This window comes from Streptomyces sp. MB09-02B, from assembly GCF_033794485.1.
In the GTDB taxonomy this organism is placed as follows: domain Bacteria; phylum Actinomycetota; class Actinomycetes; order Streptomycetales; family Streptomycetaceae; genus Streptomyces.
Genome location: NZ_JARGEE010000135.1, coordinates 1 through 21,081, shown reverse-complemented (window position 1 = coordinate 21,081; position 21,081 = coordinate 1). Strand labels below are relative to the sequence as shown.

The following is a 21,081-nucleotide window of genomic DNA, read 5'->3' as shown; positions in this document are numbered from 1 at the left end:
CCCGTGTCTTGTTCTTTCAATCTGGTCTCTCCTCACGACCTGGTCCCCTGCTTTTTTTTTTTTTCCAGGCAAAGGAGGGCAAAGAGGTTTCTCCCCGTCTCGTGGGGTCGGGGATGTGTATTAGAGGCAGCCCAGACACCCCAGAGAGGTCCTCGTGAGCGACTCTTGCCCCACCCTCGTCCTGACCGGCGGTCAGGTCATCACCGTCGACGCCGGTTTCTCGGTCGCCGAGGGTGTGGCCGTACACGGCCGGGAGATCGTCGCGGTCGGCACGGACGCCGAGATGCGTGCCCTGGCCGGGCCGACGACACGGATCGTCGACCTCGCCGGGCGGACCGTGCTGCCGGGCATCAACGACTCGCATCTGCACGGCGCCGCGTACGGGCTGTCCAGGCCGCCGTTCGCCCTGTACGTCGGCCACCCGGCGGTGGGGTCGATCGCCGACATCGCGGGGGTGGTGGGCGCGGCGGCGCGGGCCGCCGCGCCCGGCGAGTGGCTCGTCGGCCTGGGCTGGGACCCCGGCTACCTCGCCGAGTGCCTCGCCGAGCCCGGCCGTCTCCCGCACCGGTGGGACCTGGACGCGGTGGCGCCCGGCCACCCCGTCTGTCTGACCGACTTCTCCCAGCACATGGTGTGGGCGAACAGCGAGGCCCTGCGTCGTTGCGGGATCGACGCGGACACCGTGGCGCCCGACGGCGGTGTCATCGACCGCGACCCCGACGGCCGGCCCACCGGCATCCTGCGCGAGGCGGCCGGCGCCCTCCTCCAGGCGGCCCTGCCCTCCCCCACGGTCGCCCAGCGCCGCCAGGCCATCCGGGGCGTCGTCGCCGAACTGCACACGCGCGGCATCACCAGCTACACCGAGCCGGGTCTCGGCCCTGGCGGCGCCGAGACCCTCTTCGGCGGGCTGAGCACCGACAACTGGACGGCGTACGCGGACCTGGCGGCCGCCGGTTCGCTGCACGCCCGGGTCAGCGTCCTGCTGCTGCCCGCGCCCATGGGCGGCTCCGCCGACGACGTCCGCAAGGGTCTGGCCGAGCTCCACCGTCCGGAGTCCGCGGACCCCCGGCTGCTGAACGCCATCGGGGTGAAGATCTTCGCCGACGGGGTGCCGCCGAACCGCACGGCCTGGATGAGCGAGCCCTACGTCGACGGCGGTCACGGCTCGCTGTGTGTGCACGGGCGCACGCCGGAACTGCAGGTCGACGAGTTGTTCGACATGATCCGGATCGCGCACGAGGCCGGTTACCAGCTGGGGGTCCACGTCACCGGCGACCGGGCCATCGATCTCGTGGTGGACGCGTTCACGGCGGCGCAGGCGGCCGTACCGCGCGACGACGCCCGGCACTACGTCATCCACGGCGACTTCATCGGTGCGGACAGTCTCGCCCGGCTGGCCGCGCACGGCTACGGCGTCAACATGAACCCCGCCATCAAGTGGACGGTCTCCGACCTGATGGCGGAGGTCGTGGGCTCGGAGCGGTCGGCGTACCAGTGGCCCGCGCGCTCGGCCTTCGACGCGGGGGTGGCGGTGTGCGCCAGCTCGGACGCGCCGATCACGGAGCCCGACTGGCGGCAGGGGGTAGCCGGGATGCTGCTGCGCGAGTCGAAGGCCAGCGGCCGGGTCAGCGGTCCCGAACAGCGGGTGGAACTCGCCGAGGCGCTGCGGGCGTACACCGTCAACCCGGCGCGGCAGGACTTCGCCGAGGAGTGGAAGGGGTCCGTGGAGGTGGGCAAGGTGGCCGACCTGTGCGTGCTGGACCGACCGCTGCTCGGCCTCGACCCGCATGAGATCACCGCGGTCGAGGTCGACATGACGGTGTTCGACGGCGGGGTCGTGTTCGAGCGCTGAGCCGAGGGGCTGCGAGGCGAAGGCCGGTGCCGCAGCGCGGCGCCGGCCTCGTCGTGTCCGCTGTCCCGAGGGCGGCGTGCCGGCTCGGACGTCAGCTCGTCAGCGCCTCCACCCTCCGCATGACCTCCGCGCAGAAGGCGCCGACCCCGTCGGGGTCGTCGATGAACTGGTTGGGCTTGACGCAGAAGGTCGTGAAGCCCTGCTCCAGCTGCTCGGGGATCGAGGCGAGGGCCGCCCCGAGGTCCGCCGGGGAGTGGTCGTCGGGGAAGACCGCCTGGGTGCCGCCGATCATCTCCAGTTCGGCTGCGTCCCGTCCGGCGGCGGTCATGGCCTCGTCGAGCGCCTTGAGGTCGTCCGGGGTGGGGCGCCCGAGGGGGTGGAAGCCGTGGCCGTGGCGGACGAGCCGGCGCAGGACGGGGCCGTGCAGGCGCTGCCCGCCGAACCACAGCCTCGGCCCCTGGGGGCGGTACGCCTTGGGCTCGAAGTAGACGTCCCGGAACGGGTAGTGCTCGCTGTCGTGGGAGATCGGGGACGGCCCCCAGGCCTTGGCCCAGACCTCCAGGTGTTCGTCGAGCAACCGGCCCCGACTGCCGAAGGGCACGCCGAGCGCGTCGTACTCGTCCCTGCTCCAGCTGACCGTGGGCTGCACCAGCAGGCGTCCCTCGCTGAGCAGGTCGAGGGTGCCGAGTTCCCTGGCCATCAGCAGGGGGTGGCGCAGCGGGGCGAGGACGGCCGCGGCGGCCAGGCGCAGGCGTTCGGTGACGGAGGCGATGGAGGCGAGCAGGAGCAGGGAGTTGGGCCAGGGGGTGTACGGGTCCTGGTTGCCGGGGAGGGCGTAGTCGCGGGGGTTGCCCATGATGCCGTCGGCGGCGGCGTCGGGGCCGAGCACGATGTGTTCGCTGACCATGACGGAGTCGAACCCGGCGTCCTCGGCCTCGCGTGCCCACCGTACGGCGGTGGGCAGGTCGGCCCGGCCGCCGGTGAGGGTCCAGTTCTCGCTGAGGACCAGCAGCATGCGGGGGGTGGTGCTCATGGCGGATTCCCTCTCCTCCGTACAATTTGATGCCGAATGACCGAACACTGAATGACCCAACGACCCACGACCCAACAGCCCAACGATCGAACGATCGAATGTCCGCACGAACGACGGACCGGGGACCGGGGTGGCCGCACTGGGCCCCCACGACGCCCGGCCGTGAGACCGAAGGAGCACCCTTGCCCGGCCAGCGATCCATCACCGAAGCCGAGAAGCTCGCCGCGGCGAAGCTGGGGGACTTCTCGATCCGCCGGGACCAGATGGCGGCGGTGGCGAACATCTACCGGGCCGCCTCGGCGGTGCGGCAGCACCTGGAGAACTCCGTGCTGCGCGGTTCCGACCTGACGTGGACGGCCTTCGTGGTGCTCTGGGTCGTGTGGGTGTGGGGCGAGTCCGAGACCCGGCACGTGGCCGAGGAGGCGGGCATCTCCAAGGGCACGCTCACGGGTGTGGCCCGGACGCTGGAGTCGCGTGGGCTGGTGCGGCGGGCGGACCACCCGACGGACGGGCGGCTGGTGCTGCTGGCCCTCACCGACGAGGGCGAGGAGCTGATGCGGCGGGTGTTCCCGGCCTTCAACGAGGAGGAGGCCTTCGTCACCGGGCAGCTCAGCGACGCGGAGTGCCGGAGCCTCGCGGAGGGGCTGCGCAGTGTCGTGCTCCAGGTCGAGGAGCACGGCGAGGAGCGCCGCCGCACCCTGCTGAACGGCGCCGAGCCCGCGCCCCGGCGCAGCGGCCGCCGCCCGAAGGCATGACGGCTCGGCGACCTCGACCGACGCACCAGTCCGTCCACCCCCACACCCTCCGTATCGTTTGGATTCAAACAAGGTAGGCGGGTGTCGAATCCATGGTCAAGAGCCGCCGGCGAATCGGCCGCGCGTGCGGGCTGCTCCTGTTCCTAATTCGCTTGCGGGGGTGGAGCGCCGAATCCCAGGATCGGCGCATGCACCTTCATCACGCCTCCCTGACGCCGTCCCTCGCCACCGCCTCGCCGGTGCGGGGGCAGCAGCAGTCGGGCCGATCGTGGGAGCCGACACCGCCCCGGCCGTGACGGCCGCGCTCGTCGCGGGGCTCCTCGCCGGCTATGGCATCGCCATCCCCGTCGGAGCGGTCGCGACCTACCTCGTCTCTCTCACCGCCCGTACGTCCCTGCGGACCGGAGCGTGCGCCGCGCTCGGCGTCGCGACGGCCGACGGACTGTACGCCCTGCTCGCCGCCCTCGGCGGTACGGCGCTCGCGAACGCCCTGCAACCGGTGCTGACGCCGCTGCGCTGGGCCTCCGCCCTGGTGCTCCTGGCGCTGGCGGCACGCGGCGCGGTCGGGGCCGTACGCCAGTACCGTGCCCGGCGCCTGCCCACCCGCGCGCAGCGGGATCCCGTAGGCCCGGCCCGCGCCTACGTCACCCTCCTGGGGATCACCCTGCTGAACCCCACGACGGTGGTCTACTTCGCCGCGCTCGTGCTCGGCAGCCGCGCCACCGAGGCCGTGAGCGCCCTGGAGCAGGCGGTGTTCGTCCTCGCCGCGTTCCTCGCCTCGGTGAGCTGGCAGTTGCTGCTCGCGGGCGGTGGCGCCCTGCTGGGCCGTGCGCTGACCGGACACCGGGGGCGGTTGGTCACCGGCCTCGTGTCGAGTGCGGTGATCGCGGGACTGGCGGTGCTGATGCCGTAGCCGTCGCGGGAGGCGGGACGCACCCGTGCAAGTCCCGTGCGGGTGTGGCCCGATGCGGATGATTCGGCGCGGGGCCGGTGTTGAATGCGGGGAAGAAGTCCGTACGCGACAGCAAGGACGGTTGCCATGCCTCTTGAGGGCGAGTACGTGCCCAGCCCCACCCAGTGGGTGCGCGAGCAGGTCGAGTTGTACGAGAGCTCGGGCGGCACGCAGGGGACGACGCTGCTGGACACCGGTCTGCCGGTCATCGTGCTGACGACGCGTGGCGCGAAGAGCGGGAAGATCCGCAAGACCCCGCTGATGCGGGTGGAGCACGAGGGGCGGTACGCGGTCGTGGCCTCGCAGGGCGGCGCGCCCAAGCACCCGGTCTGGTACCACAACATCAAGTCCGACCCGCTGGTCGAGCTCCAGGACGGGCCGACCCGGCAGGACCTGACCGCGCGTGAGGTCACCGGGGACGAGAAGGCCGAGTGGTGGGACCGGGCGGTCGCCGCGTATCCGCCCTACGAGGACTACCAGAAGAAGACGGACCGGGAGATTCCCGTCTTCGTGCTGGAGCCGGTGGCCGGGTGACTGTTTCCCGGTCGGTGCGGGGGTGAGCGGGCGACGCGTCGTCGGGTGCAGGTCCGGCGGGGGCTGGTCGCACAGTTCCCCGCGCCCCTGAGGAAGCGGGGCACGCCCCCTGCTTTTCTCGGCCCGCCCGACCGGCCCCGCACCCGGCAGAAAATCTTCGCTTCGTCGCGCATGTTCCCCGAAGGACCGGGCACCCGAGTCTCAGGCCCCGCCGCGTTCCCCCGTCGCGGCGGGGCTTTCTCCAGCCCGCTCCCCCGGTCCCGTCTTCTCCGTCACGTCGAGGAAGATCTGGTCGGCCTCGGGGACGACATGGGCGATGGACCTCTTGATGCGGACGGCGACCAGTTCGACCTCCTCGCTGTCGAGGCCGGGGACGAGGTCGACGCGAGCGGCCACCAAGGTCGAGTCCAGGCCGAGTTGCATGGTGAGCAGGGCCTCGACGGTGTCGATCTCGGGCTGTGCCTCCAGCAGGGAGCGGATCTTCCGGCTGGGTTCGGCGTCGGCGGCGACCCCGATGAGCTGTTCCCGGGCGTCCCGGCCGAGCCAGTAGGCGACGTACACGAGCAGCGCCCCGATCGCGAAGGAGGCGGACGCCTCCCAGACGACCTCGCCGGTCACCATGTGCAGGGCCATCCCGGCGATCGCGAGGGTCACCCCGAGGACCGCCGTGCCGTCCTCGGCGACGACCGTGCGCAGCGCCGGGTCCCGCAGACCCTCGACGCCGCCCTGCCGCCGCACCTGGTGCAGGGCGCGCAGCAGTGAGGCGCCCTCGGAGAGCAGGGCGACGCCCAGCACGGCGATACCGGCGACGTAGCCGCCGTAGGAGTCCGTGCTCTCGGCCGTCAGGGCGTGGACGGCCTGGTAGAAGGAGAAGCAGCCGCCCATCACGAAGATGCCGACGGCGGCCAGCAGGGACCAGAAGAAGCGCTCCTTGCCGTAGCCGAAGGGGTGCCGGGCGTCGGCGGGGCGTCGGCTGCGGCGCAGCGCGGCGAGGAGGAAGACCTCGTTCAGGCTGTCGGCGACCGAGTGCGCGGCCTCCGACATGAGGGCGGGCGAGCCTGCGAGGAGTCCGCCGACGGTCTTGGCCACGGCGATCAGGAGGTTGGCGCCGAGGGCGACGAGGACCGTGATCCTGGTCCTGCGGTCGGCCCGTGCCCCGCCCTGTTCCCGGGTCCCCGGTCCTTCGAGAACCGCCCCGCCCCGCTCGTCCTTCGTCTCGGTGTCTGCTGGTGTCCGGGTCACGTTCGCCGCTTGCCCCGACCGGTCGCGCTCACACCGTGGGGGTCGCGGAAATCGGGGAACCCGCCTCGGGGCAGACGTTTCCGGACCGGCCGGGAGGACGGACGGCATGAGTGTCGGTGAGGGCAACGAGCAGTACGGGCGGAAGGCGTTCAAGCGGTCCAGGAGCCACTTCGCGGACAGGATCACGGCCGACGGCCGCGACGGCTGGCCGGTGGAGGCGGGCCGCTACCGGCTGGTGGTCAGCCGGGCCTGTCCCTGGGCGAGCCGGGCGGTGATCTCGCGGCGGCTGCTGGGTCTGGAGGACGCCCTGTCGATGGCCGTCGCCGACCCGATCCAGGACGACCGCAGCTGGCGGTTCACGCTGGACCCGGACGGCCGCGACCCGGTGCTCGGCATCCGCTTCCTGAAGGAGGCGTACGACGCGCGGGAGAGCGACTACCCGGGCGGGGTCAGCGTTCCGGCGGTCGTGGACGTGCCGAGCGGTGAACTGGTCACCAACGACTACCAGCGGATCACCCTCGACCTCGCCACCGAGTGGAGCGGCCTGCACCGCGAGGGCGCGCCCGACCTGTATCCCGAGGCCCTGCGCGACGAGATCGACACGGTGACGGCCGAGGTCTACGAGGACGTCAACAACGGCGTGTACCGGGCGGGCTTCGCCACCGGGCAGGAGGAGTACGAGGAGGCGTGCGCCGGGGTGTTCCGGCGGCTGGAGGCGCTGTCGGAGCGGCTGGCGCGGCAGCGCTATCTCGTCGGCGGGACGATCACGGAGGCGGACATCCGGCTCTTCACCACGCTGGTGCGTTTCGACCCCGTCTACCACGGTCACTTCAAGTGCAACCGCTGGAAGCTGGCGGAGGACCCGGTGCTGTGGGCGTACGCCCGTGATCTCTTCCAGACCCCCGGATTCGGCGACACCGTCGACTTCGACCACATCAAGCGGCACTACTACCAGGTGCACACGGGCATCAACCCGACCGCCGTGGTACCGCTGGGGCCCGATCTGGCGGGCTGGCTCGCCCCCCACGGGCGTGCCGATCTGGGCGGCAGCCCCTTCGGCGACGGCACGCCCCCGGGGCCGGTGCCCGCCGCCGAGGTCGTGGCACCGCAGGGTCGTCCCTGACCGGACGGCATCGCCGCAGGACCATCCGCACGCGTAGGAGGAGGACCAGATGTCCAAGAAGAAGAAGCTCCCCGTCGCCTACAAGCCGCTCGGCTTCGCGATGGGCTGGGTGAGCGGCGCGGTCGCCTCGGCCGCGTTCCGCAAGACCTGGAAGCTGATCCGGCACGAGGACGACGCGCCCGACGCGCTGGACCGGGACCGGGGCTGGGGCGAGATCCTGCTGGCGGCGGCCGTCCAGGGCGCGATCTTCGCGGTCGTGCGCAGCGCGGTGGACCGCACGGGCGCCAAGGCCATCGAGCGCTCCACCGGGGTGTGGCCGGCCGACGAGAAGGGGGGCCGGGACTGACGGTCGAGGGCCGGTCGGGTGGCTCCCCCCGGGGCCACCCGACCGCTTCCTGCGGGGCACCCGACCCACTTTCCCTGGGGCCGCCCGACCCACTTCGCCCTGGGGCCGCCCGACCTTGCTCGGCGAGCCGCGCGCTCCCTGGGCCCTAGCCCTGTTTGGGGGCCGTCGGGTGTTCGCGGCGCAGGGTGAAGGAGTGGCCGGCCGGGTCGGAGTAGCCGCGCTCCTCGAAGGGTCCGCTCGCCTCCTTGGTGTCGACCGGACGCCCGCCCAGGGAGACGATCAGCCGCTCGGCCTCGTCCAGGTCCTCGACGTAGAAGTCCAGATGGGCCTGGAGGGAGTTCTCGGGGCGGGGCCAGCTGGGCGGAGTGGCGTTGACGTCCCGGCGGAACGCCATCCGGGCGCCGCAGGCACCCTCGATCTCGACGCGGTTGGCGGTCGCGTCCGTCTCCCGCGCGTCCAACAGCCCCTTGTAGAACACCGCGAGCTTCTCCGGCTCGGCGCAGTCCAGTACCACCAGGCCCGCCTGTACCAGTGCCATGTCTCCTCCGTACGGGATCCCGGGCGCGGGGGACGGTCCGCCGCCGCCCATACGCTCCCCGGGTACCCGCCGGCTACAGGTTCAGCCTCAGTGTGAGCGCCTGGGGACGGAACTCCTCCCGCTCGTAGAACCGGATGGCGTCGGCGTTGCCGGCGGAGGCGGTCACCTCCGCGTGCGTCGCGCCCCGATCCCGCGCCCACGCCAGGAAGGTGTCGACCAAGCGGGCGCCGACCCGGGCCCGCCGGTGCTCGGGCCGTACGTACAGCGCCATGAGGGTCGCCGAGCCGACGGGCCGCATGGCGGTGGGACCGGACACCGCTCCCGACAGATGACCGACCACCTCGCCGTCGCGCACGGCGGCCAGCAGCAGCCTGCCGGGATCGCCGAGGGCGGCCGTGAAGGCCTCGGCGCCGTGCAGGCGCGGCCAGTCCACGTTCAGGCTCGGGTCCCGCTCCCCGCCGTCCTCGGCGAACAGCAGGGAGCTGGAGACGACGATCCCCGGTACGTCCTCGGCGAGGGCCCGCCGCACGATCACCTCTTGGTCACTCATGGACCGGAACCTAGCGGCCGGCTCTGACAATCCACCGAACGCCGGTCCACGCTCACCCCGACTGGACTTCTTGGACAGGCGTCCAGCTATAGTGGACACCTGTCCAAGAAGTTCGGGAAGCATCGAGTGAACGACGGAGTCTGTTGACCATGGAGATCCTGGCGAACGTGCTGGTCGCGCTGGTGGCCGTGCTGCACGCGTACATCCTGGTGATGGAGATGTTCCTGTGGCAGAAGAAGCCGGGGATGTCCTTCCACGGCATGGACGCCGAGATGGCGCGGCGGACGGCCTCGCTCGCCGCCAACCAGGGCCTCTACAACGGCTTCCTCGCCGCCGGTCTGGTCTGGGGCCTGATCGCCGACGACCCGACCGGCTACCGGGCGCAGATCTTCTTCCTGTCCTGTGTGATCGTCGCGGGCGTGTACGGCGCCGCCACCGCCAACCGCCGCATCCTCGTCGCCCAGGCCCTGCCCGGCGCGCTCGCCCTGGCCGCCGTCCTCGTCGCCGGATGACCCCCGGGGAGCCCGGGTCCGCGCGGGAGCCACGGCCCGCACAGGAACCCCGGGCCACGGAGGACCCCCGGGCCTCCCGCACCCAGGCCAGGCTGCGGGAGGCCCTCCTCGACGAGTGCGCCCGGCACCCCCTGCACGAGGTCAGCGTGGCCGCGCTGGTCCGCCGGGCGGGGGTCGGCCGGGCCACGTTCTACGTGCACTACCCGGACCTGGAGGCGCTGGCCGTCGACGCCTGCGCCGATGTCGTACGGGAGGCGGTGGAGGCGCTGCACGCCTGGCGGGGGCGCCCCGACCCGGTGCGGGCACCGGACGCCCTGCCGGAGTTCTTCGCCGGTCTCGCCCCGCACGCCGCCCTGTACCGCGCGCTGCTCTCGCCCGGCGGCGGCGGACCGCTCGGCCGGGTGCTGCACCGGGACCTGCGCGCCTACAGCCTGCGCGAACGCGAGCTCGCGGGGGCCGCGGACGCGCCGCTGGTGGCCTCCGCCGTGGCGGCCACCTTCGCGGGCGTCCTCGCCGACTGGCTGCACGGCCTGTTGGACGGCACCCCGCGGGAGATCGCCGACCAGGCGTGGCAGCTGCTGGTCGCCCTGCACCGCAGCCGCTGAACAGCCCTGTGGGTGACCTGGTGTACAGGTCACCCACAGGGCCGGGGACACGTGGGGAGTGACGTGCCCCGGCGGGAGATGGCTTCTTGGGCGTCGGGGGCGCGGACGGCTCCCGGGCTTCGAGGGCGGCCGGGGGACTCAGAAGGTGAGCACCGGCTTGATGCTCTTGCCGCCACTCATGTCGGCGACCGCCTGGTCGATGTCCTCGAACTTGTAGCGGCTGATCAGCCGGTCGAGCGGGAGCTTGCCCTCCTTGACGAGCTGGACGAGGACCGGGATGGCGGTCTGGATCTCGTTGTCGCCGAGGGTGAGGCCGACGACGCGCTTGCCGCCGAGCATGCCGTTGACGTCGAGGGAGACCTCGGTGCCGAACGGCGGGGCGCCCACGATGACGAGGGTGCCGCGCGCGGCGAGGGCGTCGACACCCTTGCGGAGCACGAAGACGCTGCCGGTGGTCTCGACGACGCCGTCGGCGCCTCGGCCGCCGGTGATCTCCATGATCGCCTCGGTGAGGTCGGCGACCTCACTCGCGTTCACCGTGTGGGTGGCGCCCAGTTCCTTCGCCAGTTCCAGGCGTTCGCCGACCTTGTCCACGGCGACGACCGTGGTCGCGGGGGTCAGGTTGGCCGCCATCACGGCGGACAGGCCGACGGCTCCGGCGCCGAGGACCACGACGGTGCTGCCCGGCCGGGGCTCCAGCACGTTCCAGACGGCGCCGACGCCGGTCTGGACGCCGCAGCCGAGCGGGGCGATGGAGTCGAGCGGCACGTCCGGGTCGACCTTGACGAGGCCGCGCTCGTCGACCAGGGCGCGCTCGGCGAAGGAGGACTGGCCGAAGAAGTGGCCGCCGAGGTCCTGGCCGTCACGGCTGATGGTGCTGGTGCCGTCGGCGCGTCGGCCGCCGAGCAGGTTCAGCGGGAGCCAGGTGGCGCAGTACGCCGGGTGGCCGTCGCGGCAGTTCTGGCAGCCGCCGCAGGAGGTGAAGGACAGCACGACATGGTCGCCCGGCGCGACGGTGGTGACGCCCGGGCCCACGGCCTCGACGACACCGGCGCCCTCGTGGCCCAGCACGCCGGGCAGCGGGAAGGGCAGCCCGCCGCTCGCGACCCCGAGGTCGGTGTGGCAGAGCCCGGCGGCGACCATGCGGACCAGGACCTCGCCCTGCGCGGGCTGGTCGAGGACGACCTCGGAGAGGGTGAAGGGCGCGCCCCCGGACTCGACCACGGCGGCACGTGTGGTGGTGGACATGCTCATGAACTCCTTGTTCTGTCGGTGAGTCGCCGGACCGGTCCGGCGACTCACCGGGGATCCCGGGGAAGGTGCTCAGTCGAGCGAGACGACGACGGACTTGACCTTGGTGTAGGACTCCAGGGCCTCGGGGCCGTACTCGCGGCCGAAGCCGGAGGCCTTCACCCCGCCGAAGGGCACGGCGGGGTCGAGCATCGGCCAGTCGTTGACCCAGACGATGCCGGCCTGGAGGCGGTCGGCCACGCGGTGGGCACGGGTGAGGTTCGTGGTCTGGATGCCGGAGGCCAGGCCGTACGGCGTGGAGTTGGCCAGCTCGACGGCCTCGTCCTCGGAGTCGAAGGGCTGCACCGTGAGGACCGGCCCGAAGACCTCCTCCTGGACGACCCGGGAGTCGTTGGCGAGGTCGGCGATGACGGTCGGCTTGTAGTAGTAGCCGCCGTCGAGGTCCAGGCGCTCGCCTCCGCACACGATCCGGCCGCCCTCCTTGCGGGCCAGCTCGACGTACTCCTCGACCTTCTTCAGATGCCGCTCGCCGGCCATCGGGCCGATGACGGTCTCCGGCTGCCGGGGGTCGCCCAGGGGCACGCCGGGCACCGCGTCGGCGAGGATGCCGAGGACGGTCTCGTAGACGGGCCGGGCGACCAGCAGGCGGGGGCCGCCCATGCAGAACTGGCCGGTGTTGAAGACGAAGCCCTTGATGATGGCGCCGATGGCCTTCTCGATGTCGGCGTCCTCGAAGACGACGTGCGCCGCGTTGCCGCCCAGCTCCATGGTGACCTGCTTCAGGCCCTCGCCCGCGACGCTCGCCGCGTGCCGGCCGGTGGCGGTGGAGCCGGTGAAGGCGATCTTGTCGACGCCGGGGTTGCGCAGCAGCGCCTCGCCCGCGACGGGGCCCGTACCCGTGACGACGTTGTAGACGCCGTCCGGGACGCCGGCCTCCTTGAGGAGGCCCGCCATGTAGAGGGCGCTGAGCGGGGTCTCCTCGGCCGGCTTGTGGACGACCGTGTTGCCTGCGGCGAGCGCGGGGGCGATCTTCGAACCGGCCAGGATCAGCGGGAAGTTGAACGGGGTGATCGCGCCGACCACACCGATCGGGCCGCGCCTGGTGTACGCGAGGCGGTTGTTCGGGACGTCGCGGGCCGAGCCGTCCAGGGTCCAGGCGAGGGAGGCGTAGTACTCGTAGTCGTTGGCCGCGTTCGTCACGTCGACGGCGTGCGCCAGCATGATGGGCTTGCCCACGTCCCGGCTCTCGATGGCCGCGATCTCGTCGGCGTTCTCCCGTATCAGCTGGGCGACGCGGTTCAGGATCCGACCGCGCTCGCGGCCGCTCAGCCCGGACCACGCGCCGCCGTCGAAGGCCTCACGCGCGGCGCGCACCGCGGCGTCCACGTCGGCGGCACCCGCCTCCGCGACCGTCGTGACCACCTGGCCCGTGGACGGGTCGATCACGTCGGCGCGTGCTCCGTCGGCCGCCTCGCGCCACTGTCCACCGATGAACAGCCGCCCGGGCTCGTCCTCGAAGGTGGTCGTCATTGCCCACTCCTCAGCCTTGATCCAGACTTGCTCGCCAAGTCTTCAACCAACAGGAATCCTGTTGGTTCGCAGTTTCATTACACACAGGTTTCCTGTCAATGCCTTACGCTGACCCCATGGTCGGCACCAAGGCACCCCCCTCCCTCCTCTACATGGTCAAGCAGGTCGAGCTCGTTGTCCGCTCGCGCCTGGACGAGCTGGTGCGGCCCGCCGGGATCACGGCCCTGCAGTACACGTCGCTCACGGTCCTCCAGCGCCACGACGGGCTCTCGGCCGCCCAGCTCGCCCGCGACTCGTTCGTCACGGCCCAGTCCGTCGCCGATCTCGTCCGCAGCCTGGAGAACCGGGGACTCGTGCGCCGGGAGCGCAACCCACGCAACCGGCGCGAGCTGCTGATCCTGCTGACCGAGGAGGGGCGCGAGCTACTCGCCCGCTTCGCCGAACCCGTGCGCGACCTGGAGGAACGCATGATCAGCGACCTCACCCCCCACCAGGCCGACCAGCTCCGGCAGGCGCTGTCCAAGGCGTGGCACGCGCTGTCGTAGGGGGCACTGCGCAAAACTCCGGACAGCTTGCCGGAGAAATCGAAGACATATGTCAATCGAACATGCTGAAATTCACTCTGACGAGGGTAACTTGCAGAGCGGGGAAGGGTTTTGCCCTCACACCCCCACAGAGTCCGGTTGGAGGCGATGCCGTCGTGTCGAGCGACCCCACTCCGCCCGCGACCGGGCACCTGCGCGTCCGCACGGACCGCGGCCACGCCGTGCTCGAACTGCACGGCGAGATCGACATCGCGGCGGCCGTGGAGATCATTCCGCACCTCGACGCGGAGACCGGCCGCCCCGGCGCCCGGATCGTGATCGACCTCAGGCACGTCGAGTTTTTCGACTGCTCCGGGCTGCGGCTGCTCTACCGGGCACGGCAGCGGGTGCTCGACCGCGACGGCGAACTGCGTCTGGTCTGCACCCACCCGCTCACCCTGCGCGTCCTCAAGGTCACCGGCCTGGCCCGGCTGCTGCCGCCCGCACCGTCCCTGGACGCGGCCCTGGAACAGCCCGAGGCCGCGTCCGGCACGTTATGACCCCGCCCCGCCCGTCAGCCCTCGCCTCCCTCGGCACCCGCCGGCGCGTCGAACAGGGCACTGACGGACTCGCCGTTGTGGATACGGCGGACGGCCTCCGCGAGCGCGGGGGCGATGGAGAGCACCTCCAGCTTGTCGGTGCGCTCCTCCACGGGGACCGGCACGGTGTTGGTGCAGACGATCTCCAGCACGTCGGGCTGCGCGCTCAGCCGCTTCAGCGCGCCCGCCGCGAACAGCCCGTGGGTGCACGCCACCCGGATCGAGCGCGGCCCCAACTCCCTTAGGCGCTCCAGCAGTTCCAGCACGGTACTGCCCTTGGCGATCTCGTCGTCCAGGACGATCACATCGCGTCCGGTGACCTCGCCGATCACCGAACTGATGCTCACCCGGTCGTCGGCGAACCGCTGTTTGGCGCCCGCCGCGACCTGCGCGCCGATCATCCGCGCGAACGCCGCCGCCTCCTTGGCGTTGCCCAGGTCCGGGGACACCACCGTCGTACGGGAGAGGTCGTGGCGCCGGAAGTGCGCGGCCAGTTCGCGCAGCGCGTGCAGATGATCGACCGGCACCGAGAAGAACCCGTGCACCTGCGGGGAGTGCAGCGTCATGGCGAGCACCCGGCCGGCGCCCGCCGACACCATCAGATCGGCGACCAGCCGCCCGCCGATGGAGATCCGCGGCGCGTCCTTCTTGTCTGAGCGGGCGTACGAGTAGTGCGGCATGACCACGGTGATCCGGCCGGCCGAGGCCCCGCGCGCCGCGTCGCACATCAGCAGCAGTTCGACGAGGTGCTCCTGCACCGGCGCGACCAGCGGCTGGACCAGGAAGACGTCCTTCTCCCGGCAGTTGGCCTGGAGCTGCACCTCCAGACAGTCGTTGGCGAACCGGCTCACCCGGGACGGACTCAGCGGCACCCCGAGGTGCGCGCAGACCTCCTCGGCGAGCTCGGGGTGGGCGCTGCCGGTGAAGACGGCGATGTCACGCACGGTCGGCTCCTCGCATGAACATGATCATTACGGGTGGCGCGGCTCATGCTAGGCGAACAATCACCAACTGGGCGTTCCCCCACGGCCATTGAGGGCATTCGTTGAAAGAGGAAGGAGGACCGTCGACATGACGACGTCCATCAAGCGCACGCGGGTGCCCGGCTGGGCCAAGCTGCTCACCGCCGTGGTCATCCTCATCGTGGTGCTGCTGGCCGCGCTGCGGATGCTGGTCTTCGGAGGGCTGGACGACGTGTTCGGCACCGAGGAGCACGACCGCTCGGGACCGACGCTCCTGAAGTCCATCCAGGACATGAGCCGTTACGACGCCGCCACGGGCAACTTCCAGGTGGTCGTCGACCTGGAGAAGGACGCCAAGTACCTGCCGGACGCGGTCCGCGGCACCCGCACGCTGTACGTGGGCGCGGGCTCCGTGGACGCCTACGTCGATCTCGGCGGGGTCGGCGAGAACGACGTGCAGACGAACGAGGACCGCACCTCGGCCACCATCCGCCTCCCGCACGCCCAGCTCGGCAAGCCGGCCCTCGACACCGAGCACTCCTACGCCGTCTCCAAGGAGCGCGGCCTGCTCGACCGCCTCGGCGACCTCTTCTCGGACAACCCCAACAGCGAACAGGCGGTGCAGCGCCTCGCCGTCAAGCACATCGGGGACGCCGCGAAGGAGAGCAAGCTCACCGACCGGGCCGAGGCCAACACCACCGACATGCTCGAAGGGCTGCTGAAGTCGCTCGGCTTCAAGGAGGTGAAGGTGACGTACGGGTCCTGACCGGGCACCGGCGCCCTCCCGGGTTGCGGGGAGGGCGCGCCGTATGCCGGCCCGTCCGCGGCCGGCATACGTCCGCGCCCTCCCACGCCCCTCCGCTCCCGGGCGCCTGACCGAGCACCCCTCGAACGGGAGCGGGTCCCTGTCACTCCCGGTCCGGGTGCCCGCGTAGGGCGGGCAGAAACCCGGCGGGACCCGTCGGGACCCGGTCGGTGACTTCTCGCGCGAGGGACGCGCGGTGGGCATCGCGGGCCACTTCGGGGGTAACCACCTTGGTACAGAGGGAAGTTGAAATCGGGAGGGTCGCATGGCCGGCACCACGTCACGTTCCCGTTCCACCACCTCCGGCCGCCGTTCCCCGGCGGCCGACCGCGCTCCACGGCCGCTCCCGCTGCCCCTGCGGCTGCTGGTGATGGCCCTGGCGTTCCTGGCGATGGTGGCGTTCGGCGCGGTGCTGGCCGGGCTCACGCTCCAGCCGTCCCCGGCGTCGGAGGCGCTCACCCACAGCAATCTCCAGCCCGGCGCCTCCCTGGAGCTCTACTGGCACCACCCCGACCCGCGCGACGCGCTCAAGCAGGTCGGCGGGAACATCCTGCTGGGCCTGCCGTTCGGGATCCTGCTGCCGGTGCTGGCGCCCGGCGCGCGCGGTCTGCTGCGGGTGCCCGCCCTGACCGCGCTGATGATGCTGCTGGTGGAGCTGGTGCAGGGCGCGCTGGTCACCGGACGGGCGTTCGACATCGACGACGTCATCCTCAACACGGCGGGCGCGCTGCTGGGCTATCTGCTGCTGGGCCGGCGCCTCGGCCGGGCCGTCCACGCCCGCGCGCCGCGGGAGCCGAAACCCGCACCGGCCCGGGGCAGGACCCCGGCTAGGGGCAAGGGAACGGACCAGGGCAAGGCCGCGGCTCGGGGCAAGGCGTCGACCCGGCCGGAAGCGCCGCGCGGCGCCTGGGTCCAGCGTCTGCGGGTGGGCCGGCGCAAGGCGGCCGGCACGCGCTCCAAGAGGGCTAGCGCGGCGTCCAAGTGAGCTTGTCGCCGCCCACCCAGCGGACCTGGTCGGGGTCGTCGAGGTCGTGCACGACGACCCCGTACGCGGCGGCCGCCTGGAGGACGTCCGTCAGCTGCTTCGCCTCGCCGACCACCTGACCGTCGATCTCCACGATCCGGAACGGCGGCGTACCGGGCTGCACCCCGAGCACCAGGACCCGGGGATGGGAAATGTAGGGGCTCGCGCTTTCGGTCATGTCTTGAGGGTAGAGCGGTCCGGCGGTCGGTGACCGGGTGAAGCAGGGACGGGTCGGTCCGGCGGTCGGTGACCGGACGAGGCCGGCGGGGGCCGGCGCAAGGCGGCCGGCGGCGCCCGTGATCGTACGGCCGCCGTGCGGGTACCCGGGGCCTGGGCGACGCTGGAAGCGGGAGGCTGGAGGTGCCATGGATCCCGTCGAGGCCCTGGACCGGATCGCTTTCCTGCTGGAGCGGGACCGGGCCCCCACCTACCGCGTACGGGCGTTCCGTACGGCCGCCGCCGTGCTCGGCGCGCTGCCGGCCGACGAGGTGGCCGAGCGGGCCGCCGCGGGCTCGCTGGAGTCGCTGAAGGGGGTCGGGCCGAAGACCGCGCAGGCGGTGCGTGAGGCGCTGGCCGGGGAGGTGCCGGGCTACCTGCGGAAACTGGAGGAGGGGGCCGAGGCTCCTCTCACGGAGGGTGACGCGGGCGCGGAGCTGAGGAAGCTGATCAGGGGCGACTGCCATGTGCACTCCGACTGGTCGGACGGCGGCAGCCCGATCGAGGAGATGGGCCGGACCGCCGCGCGCCTCGGCCACGAGTGGACGGTGCTCACCGACCACTCCCCCCGGCTGACCGTCGCCCGCGGCCTGTCGCCGGAGCGGCTGCGGGAGCAGCTCGACGTGGTGGACGCGCTGAACGAGACCTGGGCGCCGTTCCGGCTGCTCACCGGTATCGAGTGCGACATCCTCGACGACGGTTCGCTGGACCAGGAGCCGGAGCTGCTGGACCGGCTGGACGTGGTGGTGGTGTCCGTGCACTCCAAGCTGCGGATGGACGCGCGGGCGATGACCCGGCGGATGGTCGCCGCGGTGCGTGATCCGCACTCCGACGTGCTCGGGCACTGCACGGGGCGGCTGGTCACCGGGCGGGGGCGGCCGGAGTCGGAGTTCGACGCGGACGCGGTGTTCGCGGCGTGCGCGGAGACCGGGACGGCCGTGGAGATCAACTCCCGGCCGGAGCGGCTGGATCCGCCTCGGCGGCTGCTGCGGCGGGCCGTGGAGGCGGGGGTGCTGTTCTCGGTCGACACGGACGCGCACGCGCCGGGGCAGCTGACGTGGCAGGTGCACGGGTGCGCGCGGGCCGAGGAGTGCGGGGTTCCGGCCGAGCGGGTGGTGACGACGTGGGGGGTGGAGGAACTTCTGCGGTGGGCTCGGGATCGCGAGACTCCCGATCGAGTGGGGGTAGGGGGTGCCTAGGAAGTCGGGGGGTTCGATGCGTTGGCGGGCGCGTGTGGGGTCGCGGCCGGCAGCGCTGTTCCCCGCGCTCCTTTCGGGGCGCGGATGTGATCGTCGTGCAGGAAGGTGAGCCATGGGAAAGGCTGCTGTGTTCGATGTCGACGGGACCCTTGTCGATACCAATCATCTGCATGTCGTCGCCTGGTGGGAGGCGTTCCGGCAGGGTGGGCACGAGGTGGCCATGCATGACGTGCACCGGGCGGTGGGGTTGCCGTCGGGTGATCTGATCACACATCTGCTGGGCGAGGAGCGGGACCCGGCGGAGAAGGACGCGCTGAGCGCGGCGCACAAGGCGTTGTACGGGACGTACTTCGATCGCCTGCCGGCCTTGCCGGACGCGGGGCGGCTCCTGCGGCGGCTCGACGGGCAGGGCTGGAGCGTGGTACTGGCGACCTCGGCAGGCGGAGCCGAGCTGGCCGCGCTGCGGCGGGCGATCGGGGCCGACGACGCCATCACGGCGACGGCGAGCGCCGACGACGTGGCCCGGGGGAAGCCGGCGCCGGATCCGGTCGAGCAGGCCCTGGAGCTGGCGGGGGCGGAGGCCGAGCGGTCGGTGTTCGTCGGGGACACCGTCTGGGACATGCGGGCGGGTGCCCGCGCCGGGGTGCACTGTGTGGCCGTGCTCTGCGGCGGCATCCCACGGCCCGAACTGGAGGCCGCCGGCGCGGAGGCGGTGTTCCGGAATCCGGCCCATCTGCTGGCCGCCCTCGAGGAGAGCCCGCTGGGCCAGGAGGAATGACCTGGTGAGGGCCGCTGTGGACACCCTGGCGCGACGTGACACAGATCACCGGCATTGTCCGGATACGGAAGGAACACCCCCTGGTACTTTCCCGTTGAATCAACCGTGGGTGTGGATGGGACAGTGTCCCCGGGCCTCACCTTTCGCCCACAGGGACGATCGTTCGGCTGAAGCCCTGTGGAGCCTTTCGCCGAGAGGCGACCGCCATCCGCACCCACACACAGACCGCCCCGACCGCGATTCCCCCGTCCCGGTCGGGGCTTCTCCTTGTCCGAGGAGTTCAGGCGCCGAGTTCCCGAGGTCCGTACAGCGCCGTCGGCGCGCCCGTGGCGAGGGCCCAGTACCGGTCGCCGTACGACCAGTGCCACCACTCCGTGGGGTAGTTGACCAGACCTGCAGCGCAGAGGGCGGCGCCGAGCGTCTCCCGGTGGGCGCGGGCCTCGACGGAGATGCCGTCCGCGCCCGTGTAGCAGGCGCCGGCGCTCTCCTCCGGGCTCGCGTTGACCCGCGTGCCGAGGTCGAGTTCGCGGCCGTCGGCGTCCACGAGCGTCAGGTCCACGGCGGCGCCCGCGGAGTGCGGGGCGATCTCGGGCGGGGAGACATAGCGGCTGGCCGCCTCGCGGATGCGGTCGGCGGACCAGTCGGGGTGCAGGGCGCGCTGCTCGGCCGCGTACTTCTCGAAGTAGGCGCGTTGCAGGGACGGCGGCCGGTAGCCCTCCACGAAGAGCAGGCGCAGCCCGTCCGGCAGCAGGTCCTGGGCCCTGAGCAGTCGGTCGCGCACCTCCGAGCGCAGATGGGCGTAGGCGCCCGTGGTGTCGGCTTTGCGCTCGTCGACCAGGAGGGAGCCGGTCCGGCGTACGTCGACGAGCGGCTCGTCCCGGTCGTCGACGGGTACGGCCGCCACCCTCGGGTCGGACATCAGGATGATCTCGGTCATGTACTGATCATCTCTTGGCGACCGCTCTCGCCGGGGTGGCCGGTAGTGGCTGCGTGCATCCCCCGGGGCCGGGTACTCGTGGGCGGCTCCGGAGGAATCGAAGCGCGCGAGAGGAGTCTGCGGTGAACGGAGAATCCGGCGGCAGGATCGTGGTCACTGGCGCCACCGGCAATGTGGGAACGAGTCTGGTGCGGCTGCTCGCGGAGGACGCGCAGGTCGACCGGGTACGGGGCCTGGCCCGGCGGGTCCCCGACTGGTCCCCCGCGAAGACGGACTGGTCGGCCGTGGATGTCGGGTCCGAGGAGGCCGAACTGGTCAAGGAGTTCGAGGGGGCGGACGCGGTCGTCCATCTCGCCTGGGCGTTCCAGCCGACGCACGACCCGGCCGCGACCTGGCGGACCAATGTGCTGGGCAGCATACGGGTCTTCGAGGCGGTGGCGGCCGCCAAGGTCCCGACGCTGGTGCACGCCTCGTCGGTCGGTGCCTACTCCCCCGGGCCGAAGGGCCGCGCGGTCGACGAGTCGTGGCCGACGCACGGCTGGCCGGATGCCGCGTACTGCCGGGAGAAGGCGTATCTGGAGCGGGCCCTGGACTCCTTCGAGCACGAACACCCCGGGGTGCGGGTGGTGCGGATGCGGCCCGCGTTCCTGTTCAAGCGGGAGTCGGCCAGCGAGCAGCGCCGTATCTTCGGCGGGCGCTTCCTGCCCGGGCAGCTGGCCCGGCCCGACCTGCTGCCGTTCCTGCCCGACATCCCCGGACTGAAGGTGCAGGCCCTGCACACCGACGACGCGGCCCGGGCGTACCGGCTGGCCTTGCACTCCGATGCCCGAGGCGCCTTCAACCTCGCGGCGGAGTCACCAGTGGACGCGGAGCTGCTCAGCGAGGTGCTGGACTCCCGTCCGGTGCGGTTGCCCCGGGTCGCGGCCCGCTCGGCGATCGCCGCCGCGTGGAACCTCCGGCTGCTACCCGCCTCGCCGCACCTCTTCGACGCCGTGCTGCGGCTGCCGCTGATGGACTGCTCGAAGGCCCGCGACGAGCTGCGCTGGCGGCCCGAGCGCACGTCGGTGGAGGTGCTGGAGCTGGCTCTTAGAACAATCATACCCTGCCGCCAGATGTCCTTGTCAACAGTCCAGTTCACGACCGTACCGCAGCAAAAACAACTAACAAGAGCACATACACAACATCAGCAGCGACCACAAAAACCGGGTGGTGAA

The 21,081-nt window shown here is 71.9% G+C and carries 24 protein-coding genes; 15 read left to right on the top strand and 9 right to left on the bottom strand.

Annotated elements, in window-relative coordinates; genetic code table 11:
* The first annotated feature begins 154 nt into the window (after positions 1–154).
* Positions 155–1,852, top strand: a complete 1,698-nt coding sequence (locus P1P70_RS20205; RefSeq protein ID WP_319239746.1) for an amidohydrolase — start codon at positions 155–157, stop codon at positions 1,850–1,852.
* 91 nt (positions 1,853–1,943) lie between these two features.
* Here P1P70_RS20205 and P1P70_RS20200 read toward each other — a convergent pair whose 3' ends face one another.
* Entirely contained in the window at positions 1,944–2,885 is a 942-nt protein-coding gene (locus P1P70_RS20200) for an LLM class flavin-dependent oxidoreductase (RefSeq protein WP_319239744.1), read from the bottom strand.
* Between the two features lie 182 nt (positions 2,886–3,067).
* Here P1P70_RS20200 and P1P70_RS20195 point away from each other — a divergent pair, with 182 nt between their 5' ends.
* From P1P70_RS20195 to P1P70_RS20185, 3 genes are all read left to right on the top strand, one after another.
* Positions 3,068–3,640 carry a MarR family winged helix-turn-helix transcriptional regulator gene (locus tag P1P70_RS20195; RefSeq protein ID WP_239759304.1) on the top strand — a complete coding sequence of 191 codons (573 nt, stop codon included), beginning with the start codon at positions 3,068–3,070 and terminating at the stop codon, positions 3,638–3,640.
* Positions 3,641–3,932: 292 nt separating this feature from the next.
* Positions 3,933–4,553, top strand: a complete 621-nt coding sequence (locus P1P70_RS20190; RefSeq protein WP_319239748.1) for a LysE family transporter — start codon at positions 3,933–3,935, stop codon at positions 4,551–4,553.
* A gap of 126 nt (positions 4,554–4,679) precedes the next feature.
* Positions 4,680–5,126, top strand: coding sequence for a nitroreductase family deazaflavin-dependent oxidoreductase (locus P1P70_RS20185; protein WP_319239741.1), 447 nt, complete (start codon positions 4,680–4,682; stop codon positions 5,124–5,126).
* A 201-nt stretch (positions 5,127–5,327) separates the two neighbouring features.
* On the opposite strand, the gene P1P70_RS20180 is transcribed toward P1P70_RS20185, so the two are convergent.
* Complete coding sequence (locus P1P70_RS20180; protein ID WP_319239739.1) at positions 5,328–6,368, bottom strand: cation diffusion facilitator family transporter; 1,041 nt, start codon at positions 6,366–6,368, stop codon at positions 5,328–5,330.
* A gap of 106 nt (positions 6,369–6,474) precedes the next feature.
* On the opposite strand from P1P70_RS20180, the gene P1P70_RS20175 reads away from it, so the two are divergent.
* On the top strand, positions 6,475–7,491 hold the full coding sequence (locus P1P70_RS20175; RefSeq protein ID WP_319239736.1) for a glutathione S-transferase family protein: 1,017 nt from the start codon (positions 6,475–6,477) through the stop codon (positions 7,489–7,491).
* Between the two features lie 49 nt (positions 7,492–7,540).
* Positions 7,541–7,837, top strand: coding sequence for a DUF4235 domain-containing protein (locus P1P70_RS20170; protein WP_319239734.1), 297 nt, complete (start codon positions 7,541–7,543; stop codon positions 7,835–7,837).
* Positions 7,838–7,982: 145 nt separating this feature from the next.
* Here the strand turns inward: P1P70_RS20170 and P1P70_RS20165 are convergent, their stop codons facing one another.
* Positions 7,983–8,375 (bottom strand): VOC family protein, encoded by a 393-nt coding sequence (locus P1P70_RS20165; protein WP_319239732.1) that lies wholly within the window; start codon positions 8,373–8,375, stop codon positions 7,983–7,985.
* A gap of 73 nt (positions 8,376–8,448) precedes the next feature.
* Complete coding sequence (locus P1P70_RS20160; RefSeq protein ID WP_319239730.1) at positions 8,449–8,925, bottom strand: GNAT family N-acetyltransferase; 477 nt, start codon at positions 8,923–8,925, stop codon at positions 8,449–8,451.
* Positions 8,926–9,074: 149 nt separating this feature from the next.
* Here P1P70_RS20160 and P1P70_RS20155 point away from each other — a divergent pair, with 149 nt between their 5' ends.
* The gene (locus tag P1P70_RS20155; RefSeq protein WP_319239728.1) at positions 9,075–9,437 is read left to right on the top strand and encodes a DUF1304 domain-containing protein; all 363 of its coding nucleotides are present in this window, start codon (positions 9,075–9,077) and stop codon (positions 9,435–9,437) included.
* On the top strand, positions 9,434–10,042 hold the full coding sequence (locus P1P70_RS20150) for a TetR/AcrR family transcriptional regulator (RefSeq protein WP_319239726.1): 609 nt from the start codon (positions 9,434–9,436) through the stop codon (positions 10,040–10,042). Before P1P70_RS20155 ends, P1P70_RS20150 begins: the two co-directional genes overlap by 4 nt.
* A gap of 138 nt (positions 10,043–10,180) precedes the next feature.
* On the opposite strand, the gene P1P70_RS20145 is transcribed toward P1P70_RS20150, so the two are convergent.
* Entirely contained in the window at positions 10,181–11,290 is a 1,110-nt protein-coding gene (locus P1P70_RS20145; protein ID WP_239759296.1) for an NAD(P)-dependent alcohol dehydrogenase, read from the bottom strand.
* 75 nt (positions 11,291–11,365) lie between these two features.
* On the bottom strand, positions 11,366–12,823 hold the full coding sequence (locus P1P70_RS20140; RefSeq protein ID WP_319239722.1) for an aldehyde dehydrogenase family protein: 1,458 nt from the start codon (positions 12,821–12,823) through the stop codon (positions 11,366–11,368).
* A 116-nt stretch (positions 12,824–12,939) separates the two neighbouring features.
* Here P1P70_RS20140 and P1P70_RS20135 point away from each other — a divergent pair, with 116 nt between their 5' ends.
* Entirely contained in the window at positions 12,940–13,368 is a 429-nt protein-coding gene (locus P1P70_RS20135; RefSeq protein ID WP_319239719.1) for a MarR family winged helix-turn-helix transcriptional regulator, read from the top strand.
* Positions 13,369–13,523: 155 nt separating this feature from the next.
* Complete coding sequence (locus P1P70_RS20130) at positions 13,524–13,907, top strand: anti-sigma factor antagonist (RefSeq protein ID WP_319239717.1); 384 nt, start codon at positions 13,524–13,526, stop codon at positions 13,905–13,907.
* 14 nt (positions 13,908–13,921) lie between these two features.
* On the opposite strand, the gene P1P70_RS20125 is transcribed toward P1P70_RS20130, so the two are convergent.
* Entirely contained in the window at positions 13,922–14,890 is a 969-nt protein-coding gene (locus P1P70_RS20125; RefSeq protein ID WP_319239713.1) for a ribose-phosphate pyrophosphokinase, read from the bottom strand.
* 127 nt (positions 14,891–15,017) lie between these two features.
* Here P1P70_RS20125 and P1P70_RS20120 point away from each other — a divergent pair, with 127 nt between their 5' ends.
* Both P1P70_RS20120 and P1P70_RS20115 read left to right on the top strand, forming a co-directional pair.
* On the top strand, positions 15,018–15,674 hold the full coding sequence (locus P1P70_RS20120) for a DUF4230 domain-containing protein (protein ID WP_319239709.1): 657 nt from the start codon (positions 15,018–15,020) through the stop codon (positions 15,672–15,674).
* Between the two features lie 304 nt (positions 15,675–15,978).
* Positions 15,979–16,698 carry a VanZ family protein gene (locus P1P70_RS20115; protein WP_319239706.1) on the top strand — a complete coding sequence of 240 codons (720 nt, stop codon included), beginning with the start codon at positions 15,979–15,981 and terminating at the stop codon, positions 16,696–16,698.
* On the opposite strand, the gene P1P70_RS20110 is transcribed toward P1P70_RS20115, so the two are convergent.
* Positions 16,679–16,915 carry a hypothetical protein gene (locus tag P1P70_RS20110; protein WP_319239703.1) on the bottom strand — a complete coding sequence of 79 codons (237 nt, stop codon included), beginning with the start codon at positions 16,913–16,915 and terminating at the stop codon, positions 16,679–16,681. The genes P1P70_RS20115 and P1P70_RS20110 overlap by 20 nt on opposite strands.
* Positions 16,916–17,102: 187 nt before the next feature.
* On the opposite strand from P1P70_RS20110, the gene P1P70_RS20105 reads away from it, so the two are divergent.
* Together P1P70_RS20105 and P1P70_RS20100 are read left to right on the top strand one after the other, a co-directional pair.
* On the top strand, positions 17,103–18,152 hold the full coding sequence (locus tag P1P70_RS20105) for a PHP domain-containing protein (RefSeq protein ID WP_319239700.1): 1,050 nt from the start codon (positions 17,103–17,105) through the stop codon (positions 18,150–18,152).
* 112 nt (positions 18,153–18,264) lie between these two features.
* The gene (locus P1P70_RS20100; RefSeq protein WP_319239697.1) at positions 18,265–18,930 is read left to right on the top strand and encodes an HAD family hydrolase; all 666 of its coding nucleotides are present in this window, start codon (positions 18,265–18,267) and stop codon (positions 18,928–18,930) included.
* 280 nt (positions 18,931–19,210) lie between these two features.
* Here the strand turns inward: P1P70_RS20100 and P1P70_RS20095 are convergent, their stop codons facing one another.
* Positions 19,211–19,867 (bottom strand): M15 family metallopeptidase, encoded by a 657-nt coding sequence (locus P1P70_RS20095; protein WP_319239694.1) that lies wholly within the window; start codon positions 19,865–19,867, stop codon positions 19,211–19,213.
* Positions 19,868–19,989: 122 nt separating this feature from the next.
* Between P1P70_RS20095 and P1P70_RS20090 the strand changes: the two genes are divergently transcribed.
* Positions 19,990–21,081 (top strand): SDR family oxidoreductase (locus P1P70_RS20090; RefSeq protein ID WP_319239691.1); only part of this gene is annotated, 1,092 nt, incomplete at its 3' end.

Bases quoted from the DNA above. Each gene is read 5' to 3' on its own strand.
- P1P70_RS20200 (WP_319239744.1), bottom strand. From the start codon at position 2,885: ATGAGCACCACCCCCCGCATGCTGCTGGTCCTCAGCGAGAACTGGACC.
- P1P70_RS20185 (WP_319239741.1), top strand. From the start codon at position 4,680: ATGCCTCTTGAGGGCGAGTACGTGCCCAGCCCCACCCAGTGGGTGCGC.
- P1P70_RS20175 (WP_319239736.1), top strand. From the start codon at position 6,475: ATGAGTGTCGGTGAGGGCAACGAGCAGTACGGGCGGAAGGCGTTCAAG.
- P1P70_RS20170 (WP_319239734.1), top strand. From the start codon at position 7,541: ATGTCCAAGAAGAAGAAGCTCCCCGTCGCCTACAAGCCGCTCGGCTTC.
- P1P70_RS20165 (WP_319239732.1), bottom strand. From the start codon at position 8,375: ATGGCACTGGTACAGGCGGGCCTGGTGGTACTGGACTGCGCCGAGCCG.
- P1P70_RS20160 (WP_319239730.1), bottom strand. From the start codon at position 8,925: ATGAGTGACCAAGAGGTGATCGTGCGGCGGGCCCTCGCCGAGGACGTA.
- P1P70_RS20155 (WP_319239728.1), top strand. From the start codon at position 9,075: ATGGAGATCCTGGCGAACGTGCTGGTCGCGCTGGTGGCCGTGCTGCAC.
- P1P70_RS20150 (WP_319239726.1), top strand. From the start codon at position 9,434: ATGACCCCCGGGGAGCCCGGGTCCGCGCGGGAGCCACGGCCCGCACAG.
- P1P70_RS20145 (WP_239759296.1), bottom strand. From the start codon at position 11,290: ATGTCCACCACCACACGTGCCGCCGTGGTCGAGTCCGGGGGCGCGCCC.
- P1P70_RS20140 (WP_319239722.1), bottom strand. From the start codon at position 12,823: ATGACGACCACCTTCGAGGACGAGCCCGGGCGGCTGTTCATCGGTGGA.
- P1P70_RS20135 (WP_319239719.1), top strand. From the start codon at position 12,940: ATGGTCGGCACCAAGGCACCCCCCTCCCTCCTCTACATGGTCAAGCAG.
- P1P70_RS20120 (WP_319239709.1), top strand. From the start codon at position 15,018: ATGACGACGTCCATCAAGCGCACGCGGGTGCCCGGCTGGGCCAAGCTG.
- P1P70_RS20115 (WP_319239706.1), top strand. From the start codon at position 15,979: ATGGCCGGCACCACGTCACGTTCCCGTTCCACCACCTCCGGCCGCCGT.
- P1P70_RS20110 (WP_319239703.1), bottom strand. From the start codon at position 16,915: ATGACCGAAAGCGCGAGCCCCTACATTTCCCATCCCCGGGTCCTGGTG.
- P1P70_RS20105 (WP_319239700.1), top strand. From the start codon at position 17,103: ATGGATCCCGTCGAGGCCCTGGACCGGATCGCTTTCCTGCTGGAGCGG.
- P1P70_RS20100 (WP_319239697.1), top strand. From the start codon at position 18,265: ATGGGAAAGGCTGCTGTGTTCGATGTCGACGGGACCCTTGTCGATACC.
- P1P70_RS20095 (WP_319239694.1), bottom strand. From the start codon at position 19,867: ATGACCGAGATCATCCTGATGTCCGACCCGAGGGTGGCGGCCGTACCC.